7 protein-coding genes are annotated in these 8,766 nt (G+C 62.6%); all 7 read right to left on the bottom strand.

Annotated features, from left to right (window positions below):
• Window positions 1-610, bottom strand: a 610-nt coding sequence (locus tag AAFH49_RS13600; protein ID WP_342298946.1) for an LLM class flavin-dependent oxidoreductase, incomplete at its 3' end; no start/stop codon positions are given.
• Window positions 611-782: 172 nt separating this feature from the next.
• The gene (locus AAFH49_RS13595) at window positions 783-1,688 is read right to left on the bottom strand and encodes an NmrA family NAD(P)-binding protein (protein WP_342298944.1); all 906 of its coding nucleotides are present in this window, start codon (window positions 1,686-1,688) and stop codon (window positions 783-785) included.
• 46 nt (window positions 1,689-1,734) lie between these two features.
• A complete protein-coding gene (locus AAFH49_RS13590) occupies window positions 1,735-2,481 on the bottom strand; it encodes an NADPH-dependent F420 reductase (RefSeq protein ID WP_342298942.1) in 747 nt (248 codons plus the stop codon).
• Between the two features lie 96 nt (window positions 2,482-2,577).
• Window positions 2,578-2,853, bottom strand: a complete 276-nt coding sequence (locus AAFH49_RS13585; RefSeq protein WP_243514952.1) for an ArsR/SmtB family transcription factor — start codon at window positions 2,851-2,853, stop codon at window positions 2,578-2,580.
• Window positions 2,854-2,934: 81 nt separating this feature from the next.
• Window positions 2,935-4,365 carry a TolC family protein gene (locus tag AAFH49_RS13580; RefSeq protein WP_342298938.1) on the bottom strand — a complete coding sequence of 477 codons (1,431 nt, stop codon included), beginning with the start codon at window positions 4,363-4,365 and terminating at the stop codon, window positions 2,935-2,937.
• Window positions 4,366-4,370: 5 nt separating this feature from the next.
• Window positions 4,371-7,556, bottom strand: a complete 3,186-nt coding sequence (locus tag AAFH49_RS13575; protein ID WP_342298936.1) for an efflux RND transporter permease subunit — start codon at window positions 7,554-7,556, stop codon at window positions 4,371-4,373.
• 15 nt (window positions 7,557-7,571) lie between these two features.
• Window positions 7,572-8,732: an efflux RND transporter periplasmic adaptor subunit gene (locus AAFH49_RS13570; RefSeq protein WP_342298935.1), complete on the bottom strand. Its 1,161-nt coding sequence runs from the start codon at window positions 8,730-8,732 to the stop codon at window positions 7,572-7,574.
• Window positions 8,733-8,766: the final 34 nt, after the last annotated feature.

Raw genomic sequence — 8,766 nt, 5'->3', positions numbered from 1 at the left:
CGTCGGTGTAGGACGTGGCTAGGTCCACGAAAGTGGGCGAACTGCCGGCCATGTACAGCACCGGCCGGCCCTGCACCGAGCGGCTCAGGTTCAACGGGCCATCCACCGAGAAGTACTTTCCCCGGAAGTTGACGGGGTGCATCTTGCGCGGGTTCAGGAAGACACCGCTTTCCTTATCCCGGGGAAAAGCGTCGTCCTCGTACGTGTCCCAGAGGCCCAGCAGAATTTCCAGAAACTCCTGGTGCATGGGGTATTGGTCGGCTTTGCCGAGGTGACCCCGGCTGAAGTTCACCATCCCACCCGGATTGGAGGTGATGGCGTTCAGCGAGGCCCGGCCCTTGCTGAGTTTGTCCAGCGACAAGACCTGCCGGGCGAGGTTGTAGGGGTCGTTGTAAGACGTTGAGGCCGTCAAGGAGAGGCCGATGCGCTCCGTTTTCATGGCGAGGGCAGACATGAGCGTCCCCCCTTCGAACATGCTCAGGTAGTAGGGAATGTTGCCGGGGCCGACGTGGCTGACGTCGTACAAAAACAGGGTTTCGAACTTAGCCTGCTCCGCCAGCTGGGCCTGTTGAATGAAGAAATCAATGTTTTCGCCGGCGTCGGCGGGCATATCGGGGTGTCGCCAGGAGGAGAAATTCCACCCCGGCCCATCAATGACTGCGGCCAGCTTTAACGTTTTTCGGTTGGTCATTACAAGGAGTATAAATGCGTGTTTTTGCCCCGGCAGAACCTTCTCTGCAAGCCAAGGGTCTGGCCGATGATATCCAGCACCTGCATGTCCTTTACCCCGTTACCGCTGATTCCCTAATTGCAGCCTTGTGCTCCTCCAGAAACTCCCGGAGGGTCTTGGCGGGTCTGCCCAGGACGTACGGAACATCGTTTTGCACCATGGACATGTAGGACATTCTACCGTCGAGCATCTGCGTGACAAAGTCAATGTTGGCCTTGGCGTACCAGCTCTCCGCCCCATTGGCCAGCAGCGTTTCAATCAGCTCTTTGAAGCCTGCCAGGCCTTTGTCTTCGTGCTTGATTTCCAGGCCGGTCACCTCGCTCAACAGCGCCGCAATTTCCTGTCCGTTAAAGCTTTCTACACTTAACCAGTAATGCTGACCACCGTGACGCGCTGGCCCGTCGACGAGGGCTTTGGCGGCCACCGCCGCGATGTCGCTGGAGGCGATGTAGCCAACTCGGCGGTCGTCCCAGTAGCTGGTGTAGGTTAGATTCTTCGGGATATACAGCCCCGTGAACACCTCCATGAACATGTTCGGATGAAGGTGGGTCCAGGCAATGCCGCTGGCCTCGATGTACTTTTCAATCAGCTGGTGCCACGCAAAGTGCGCGTCGGTCGTGTCCCACTCCGCGAACACGCCCACGTGCACGATATGGCGGACGCCGGCTTTCTTGGCCGCATCTACCAGGGTCTTGCTCTGCGTGAGCATGGCCACCGTGTAGCCGGTTAGCAGAAACACCCGGTCCACCCCGGCCAGCGCTAGCGCAAAGGTTCTGGGGTCATCCAGGTCCAGGTAGTGGCAGTCTTTTCCTTCGCGGCGAAGCTGTTCTACCATCTCTTGGTTGCGCGACGTGATGCGTACGTTGACGGCTTGACCTTCCAGGTCTTTGACCACTTGACGGCCGATAGTTCCGCTGGCGCCCAAAACAAGGACAGTCGGGTGTTGCTGGTTTTCCATGTGAGTTTGCATTGAAGTTGTATTCGGTTGGTAGGGCCTGGACTGGCTAGGATTTACCTAGCTGCCGGGCGCGGTTGCCGGCTACTACTTCTTCGCGGGTGGGCCATGCTTCGCGTTGCAGCAGCTCCGAGATAATCTGGTCGCGTATCTGCGGGGCCTTGCCGGGCACAGCATTGGCCAAGGCGTGGGTTAGCTCCGGGGCCGTGAGTTCGGTGCAGTAGGCCGGCGTGCCGGGCTGCTGCCGCCACGAGTCGGCCAGGCTGCCCCCGTCCACCACGTCAAAGCCGAAGTCGTTGCAGAGGTCGGAAAGAATTTGTTTGGCGCGCTCATCGTCGCCCGCAATGGAGAGGGCAATGCGGCCGGGTGTTCCGGGCGCGGTGCCGCCGCTGGCAATCGTCTCGGCCAGCAGGTTGTTGAAGGCTTTCAGCAAGGGGCGGCCCAGCTGCTCGGCCGCCAGCACGCTCTCCGGCTGGCCCTGCTCCAGCGCCTCGATTTTCTCGTCCCGGAAGGGGTAGTAGTTGCCGGTATCCACCACGATTACCTCGGGGGGCAACGACCGGAACAGGTCCTTGGGAAACTCGTCAATTACCTTGAAAGGCACGGCGATAAAAACGAGGTCCACGTCCTGCACCACGTCATGCAGAGTGGCGGGGCTAGCCCCCAATTCCTGGGCTTTGCGGGCCAGTTCGGCCGGCTGGCGGGTGTTGGTCACTTTCACCTGATGGCCGAGAGCAGCCAGGTTTTTGGCGAGGGAGCCGCCAACGGGGCCGGTGCCAATGATTCCGATTTTCATGCAATGGGGATTGAATAGTTTATCGTTTCCCCGACGAGGGCTTGCTTCGACCCGTCTTGGAAACGCATGGTTAAGCAGTGACTTGCTGCAAGAGAGCTAACTCATCTTCAGCAACTGCAGAAAGCTTTCCAGCTCCTGCAGCTTTTCCGTGTTGATGGTCAAGTACATGTTGCGGCCTTCCTTACACGAATTCACCAGCCCTGCATCTACCAGGGCCTTCACGTGCTGCGACATGGAGGGCTGGCTGATGGGCACAAACTCATACAGATTGGCGCATCCCAGCCGCTGCGCCCGCGCAATCTCCTGCAGCATGCGCAGGCGGGTGGGGTCGCTCAGCGACTTGGCTAGCTTGACGAGGGACTTGGTATCCATGGGAATGGGGTGGGAATAGGAGGATGTCGCCTGGCATTCGATGGTCGAAGTAGGGAGGGCAAGGAAGCTGGATAAGGCTTATTACTGCCAGCCGCCGCCCACGGCCCGGTACAGCTCCACGTTGGCTTCCAGCTGGCTACGCTTCAAGGAAGCCAACTCCAGCTCGCTTTGCAGGGCGTTGCTTTGGGCCGTAATGACTTCTAGGTAGCTGGCCAGGCCGCTGCGGAAGAGCTGACCGGCGCTGGTGGTGGCCAGGCGCAGGGCCCGCACCCGGTCGGTGGCAATGGTTTGCTGGGTTTGGGTGCGGGTGACTTGCCCGAGGGCGTCGGAAACCTCGCCCACGGCCACCAGCACCTGCTGCCGGAACTGAATAACGGTGCGCTCCCGGTCCAGCTGGGCCAGCTCGTACTCGGTGCGCAGGGCGCGGCGCTGTAGCAGTGGCTGCGTGAGCCCCCCGGTGGCCAGGCCAAACAACGACGCCGGCACACTAAACCAGTTGCTGGCCTGAAAGGCGTTGAGGCCACCCTGGGCCGTAATGGAAAGCGTAGGGTACAGGGCGGCTTTGGTGTAGCCCACCGCGGCGTTGGCCCGGTCGAGGGCCAGTTCGGCGGTACGCACGTCGGGCCGTTGGGCTAGCAGGGCGGCCGGCACGCCGGCCGACGCTACCACCGGCACTTGCAGCGCCAGCAGGTTGCCGTTGCGGCGGATGCCGCCCGGAAGGCGTCCGGCCAGGATGCTCAGGGCGTTTTCCTGCACCGTGATGCCTTGCTCGAACTGCGGGATGAGGCCGGCCGCCAGCAGGCGCTGCGCCTCCACCTGCTGCACGGCCAGGGCCGTGACCTGGCCGGCCGTGAACTGCAGGCGCGTAAAGCGCAAGGTGCTGTCGGTGAGCGCGAAGTTGCGCCGGGCCACGGCCAGCTGGGTGTCCAGCAGCAAGAGGTTGTAGTATCCCTGGGCTACCTGGGCCACCACCTGGGTTTGCACGGCCTTGCGGGCTTCCTGGCTTTGCAGATAGGCGGCCCGGGCCTCGGCCGTGCGGTTGCGGATTTTGCCCCAGATGTCGGCTTCCCAGCTCACGGCCGCCGCCAGGTTGTAGTCTTCGATGTGCTTGGTGCCCAGAAACTGGCTGAGGGAAATGCCGTTCAGGCTGTTGCCCGAGGGGCGGTTGGTGGTCACGCCCGCCTGCAAGCTCACGGCCGGCACGTTACCCCAGCGCGCCTGCTTGAGGGTGGCCTCGGCCGAGGCGATGTTGCGCAGCGCCAGCTGCAGGTCGTTGTTGCGCACGGTAGCGCTGTCGAGCAGCTGCTGCAAGGCCGGCTCAGTGAAGAAACTGCGCCACGGCAGGCCCGCGATGGAGGCCGTATCGGCGGTGAGGGCCGTGCGGTAGGTGGCGGGCAGCGGCAGCGTGGGCAGCGGAATGTTCTTGGCCACGTTGCACGAGGCGGCGATAACCAGCAGGGTGGCTAGTCCCAGCGCCAGCAGGCGCCGGGGGGTATTCTTAAGAGTAGTCATGGATGTTAGCTAACTGTGGCGTGGGCCGGCACCCGGGCCGGCTTGGCCGGGACGGGCTGGGGCGGGCCACTGAGGCGCTCGTTCAAGCGTTGAAAAATCACGAACAGCAGCGGGATGAGGAACAAGCCCAGCACCACGCCCGAGAGCATGCCGCCCGCCGCCGCGATGCTGATGGAATGGTTGCCCAGGGCCGAGGGGCCCTGCGCCCCCATCATGGGCAGCATGCCGGCCACGAAGGCCAGCGAAGTCATCAGGATGGGGCGCAGGCGCGAGGCCGAGGCGTTGAGCGCGGCCCGCACCAGCGGCTCGCCCGCGTGGCGGCGCTGCAAGGCAAACTCCACGATGAGGATGGCGTTTTTGGCCAGCAGGCCGATGAGCATAATCAGGGCCACCTGCACGTAGATGTTATTGGTGATGCCAGCAAAGCCGATGGCCGCGAACACCCCGACCATGCCCGCCGGCAGCGACAGCAGCACCGCGAAGGGCAGAATGTAGCTCTCGTACTGGGCCGCCAGCAGAAAATACACAAACACCAGGCACATCAGGAACACGACGGTCGACTGGCTGCCCGACGAGATTTCCTCGCGCGTGAGGCCCGAATACTCGTATGTGTAGCCCGAGGGCAGGTGCTTCTCCGCCACCGCCTCCACGGCCTTGATGGCGTCACCGGAGCTGTAGCCCGGCTTGGGCGTCGCGTTGATAGTGAGCGAGTTGAAGAGGTTGAAGCGCGAGGCCGTCTCCGGCCCGAACACCCGCTTGAGGCGCACCAGCGTGCGCAGGGGCACCATCTCGCCCCGGTCGTTTTTCACGAAGGCCCCGTTCAGGGCCGTGGGGTCGGCGCGGTTGGCCTGGTCGGCCTGCACAATGACGCGGTAGTACTTGCCAAAGCGGTTGAAATCGGAGGCCTGGGCGCTGCCGAAGTAGGCCTGCATGGTTTGCAGCACCGCTTTTACGCTCACGCCCAGCTGGGCGGCTTTCACCTCGTCTACTTCGGCTTCCAGCTGCGGGTAGTCGGCCCGGAACGAGGTGAAGGCCACCCCAATGGCCGGCTGCTTCATCAGCTCCCCGATAAACGCCTGGCCTACCTCCCCGAGCTTGGGCAGCGAGCCGCCGGTGCGGTCCTGCAGCACCACTTCCAGCCCCTCCACGTTGCCGAAGCCCGGCACCGTGGGCGTGGTAAACACGAAGGTGTCGGCCCCTTTTATGGCCGCCGCCTTCTCGCGCATCGTCGCCATGATGGCGTTGATGTCCTGCACCGCCCCCCTCTCCTTGGTGGGCTTCAGGATGACGAATAGGGTGAGGGCCGAGGAGCTGCTGGAGGAAGTCAGAATGTTAAAGCCGCTGAGTAGGTTGATTTTGTCAACGGCTGGCATGGCTTGCAACTGCTGCTCAATCTCCTGGGCAATGTGGTTGGAGCGGTCCAGCGACGAGCCGGCCGGCAGCGCCATCGAAATGGCAATAAAGCCCTGGTCTTCGGACGGGATGAAGCCCGTGGGCGTACGCTTGGCCAGCCAGCCGGTGAGCGCCACCACCAGTACTAGGCTGCTCAACCCCACCCATTTGTGACGCACCAAAAACCGGATGCTGCCCACGTAGCGGGCAGTTAGCCGCTCAAAGCTGCGGTTGAAGCCCGCAAAGAAGCGCGTCTTGAACGTGCTGGGCGCAGGGTGCTCGGCGTCGTGCTCGTGCGGGGTATGCTTGAGAAAGAGCGCCGCCAGCGCCGGGCTCAGGGTCAGCGCGTTCACGGCCGAGATGACGATGGCAATGGCCATGGTAAAGGCAAACTGCCGGTAGAATACGCCGGTCGAGCCTTCCAGAAAGCCCACCGGCAGAAACACGGCGGCCATGACCAAGGTAATCGAAATAATGGCCCCCGTAATCTCGCTCATGGCGCTGGTGGTGGCTTCTTTGACCGAGTGGGTGCCTTCTTCCAGCTTGCTATGCACGGCCTCGACGACCACAATGGCGTCGTCGACCACAATGCCAATGGCCAGCACCAAGGCAAAGAGCGTGAGTAAGTTGATGGTGAAACCCATCAGCTGCATGAAGAAGAACGTGCCCACGATGGCCACCGGCACGGCAATGGCCGGAATCAGCGTGGAGCGGAAGTCTTGCAGGAAGATGAACACCACCAGAAACACCAGAATAAACGCCTCGACCAGCGTGTGTTCGACCTGCTCGATGGACAAGTCCAGCGCCACTTTGGTGCTGTACATCGTTTGCTGCTTCACGCCGGCGGGCAGGTTCTTTTCCAGCTTCTTCATCACCTTGCCCACGGCAATCTGCAGCTCGTTGGCGTTGGAGCCGGCCGCCTGAAACACGCCGATGTTAATGCCCGGCTTGCCCGAAATGCGCACGTTGCTGTTGTAGGAGGCCGAGCCCAACTCGACCCGCGCCACGTCCTTGAGGCGCAGCATCGAGCCGTCGGCGTTGGCCCGGATAATCATGTTTTCGTAGTCCAGGGGCTGGCTGCGCTTGCCTTTGTACTTGATGACGTACTCAAAGGCTTCCTGGCTGCTTTCGCCCAGGCGGCCGGGGGCGGCCTCCAGGTTCTTGTCCTGAATGGCGGCCATCACCTCGCCCGGGGTGAGGTTATAGCTGGCCAGCTGGGCCGGCTTCAGCCAGATGCGCATGGAGTAGGCGCGGTTGCCCCCAAACAGCACCGTCGACCCCACGCCCGAAATGCGCTTGAGCTCGGGCACCAGGTTGATTTGGGCGTAGTTGTCCAGAAACGTCTGGTCGTATTGCTTCGGGTCTTCTGAGTATAGGTTCAGCAGCATCACGAAGCTGTTCTGCTGCTTGGCCACGGTCACGCCCTGCTGCACCACCTCGGCCGGCAACTGGCTGGTGGCCTGGGCCACGCGGTTTTGCACGTTCACGGCCGCCTGGTCGGGGTCGGTGCCCAGCTGGAAGTTGACGCTAATCACCAGCGAGCCGTCGTTGCTGGCCGTCGAGCTCATGTACACCATGTGCTCCACGCCGTTGATGGCTTCTTCCAGCGAGGGCGCCACTGAGCGCAGCAGCGTTTCGGCGTTGGCGCCGGGGTAGAGCGCCGTGACTTGCACGGCCGGGGGCGCAATGTCGGGAAACTGCTGAATGGGCAGTTTCCACAAAGCCAGCGCCCCCACTATCACCAGCAAAATGGAGATGACGGTTGAGAGGACGGGCCGCTCAATAAATACCTTAAACATGAGACGAGTAGCTTATTACAACGTAGAGGAAGCCGCGGCCTTGCCCGTGGTGAGGCTGACGCTGGCCGGAGCCGGCGCGGTGGGCTGAATAATCTGGCCTTCCTGCAAGTGGTCCACGCCTTGCAGCACAATCCGGTCGCCGTTTTTCACGCCCTCGCTTACCAAGTAATTCGCGCCATTCTTGCCCTGAATGGTGATGGCCCGGCGGCGGACGCGGTTGCTGTCGCCCACGGCGTACACGAACACCTTATCCTGCATCTCGATGGTGGCCGCGGCCGGCACCAGCAGCACGTTGGGGTGTGGCAGGGCCAGGCGGATGGTGCCCGTGTTGCCCGAGCGGAGCAGGCCGTCGGCGTTGGGGAAAGTGGCCCGCAACGTGACCGAGCCCGTTGTGCGGTCAAATTGCCCGGCTACCACATCCACCTTGCCCCGCGTAGGATAGGTGCTTTGGTCGGAAAGCACCAACGCCACGGGGGGTAGATGCCGGAGCTTTTCTTGCAGGGTGCGGCCCGCGTACTGGTTGCGGAAGGTGATGAAGTCGTCCTCGCCCAGCGCGAAGTAGGTGTGCACCTCGTGCACGTCGGAGAGCTGTGTCAGGGCCTGGGCATCGGTGGGACCGACCAGGCTGCCCTGCTTGGTTTGCAGCCGCCCCAAAAATCCGCTCACCGGCGCCGTAATGGTGGTGTAGCCCAAGTTGATTCGGGCGCTGTTGACGGCTGCCTTGGCACGCTGCAGGTTGGCCTGGGCCACGGTGAGGGCTGCCTGGGCCGTTTTAAGCTGCACCTCCGACACGACCTTGTTTTGCACCAGCGGCGCGTACCGGTCCACTTCGACCTGGGCGCTGGTAACGGCCCCAGCCGCCGCCTGCTGGGCGGCCACGGCATTGTTGAGTTGCTCGCGGTAGGGCGCGTCGTTGATTTTAAACAGGGGCTGGCCTTTGCGCACCGCCGCGCCCTCATCCACCAGGATGCGGTCGAGCACCCCCGCTACCTGCGGGCGAATCTCCACGTTGACGACGCCCTCAATAGAAGCCGGGTAATCCTGGTAGGTGATTGCGGTGCCGGTATGCAGGGCTTGTACTGGCAGGGCCGGCGGGGCCAGTGCCTGTTGCGGGGCTTGTTGCTCCGCGCAGCCCGCCAGCAGCACGCTGCCGGCTAAAAGAGAAGATAGTTTCATGGAAAAATGCGGCCCAGAGAAGGGTACTGAGTGA

Origin of the sequence: Hymenobacter segetis, assembly GCF_038448715.1 — a bacterium.
Lineage (GTDB): Bacteria > Bacteroidota > Bacteroidia > Cytophagales > Hymenobacteraceae > Hymenobacter > Hymenobacter segetis.
This window is presented reverse-complemented; position numbering and strand designations above follow the sequence as displayed.